Source organism: Halomonas sp. SIMBA_159 (genome assembly GCF_046536035.1).
Taxonomy (GTDB): Bacteria; Pseudomonadota; Gammaproteobacteria; order Pseudomonadales; family Halomonadaceae; genus Vreelandella; species Vreelandella venusta_A.
Genome location: NZ_JAWJBT010001683.1, coordinates 1 through 234, shown reverse-complemented (window position 1 = coordinate 234; position 234 = coordinate 1). Strand labels below are relative to the sequence as shown.

Genomic DNA, 234 nt, shown 5'->3' with positions numbered 1-234 from the left:
CCTTCGCCGTCTCGCTCACCTCCTTGGCGTGGTCCCGCATGATGTCGTCCATATTACCCGGACTCTCGGGCCGCACCATGGACATCGACGCCTCGAGCAGGCTGTGGTGCCGGAAGACCGTCAGAATGAGGATCTCGGCATCATGCACCTGCTGCAAGCGCACCGCGGTTTCGAGCGCTTTCACGGCGCCCTCGGAGCCGTCGAACGGCACCAGGATTCGATCGAACATAAGCC

The 234-nt window shown here is 62.8% G+C and carries 1 protein-coding gene; it reads right to left on the bottom strand.

Annotated elements, in window-relative coordinates; translation table 11 throughout:
- Positions 1 to 234 (bottom strand): universal stress protein (locus R0J87_RS24945; protein WP_498889715.1); only part of this gene is annotated, 234 nt, incomplete at both ends.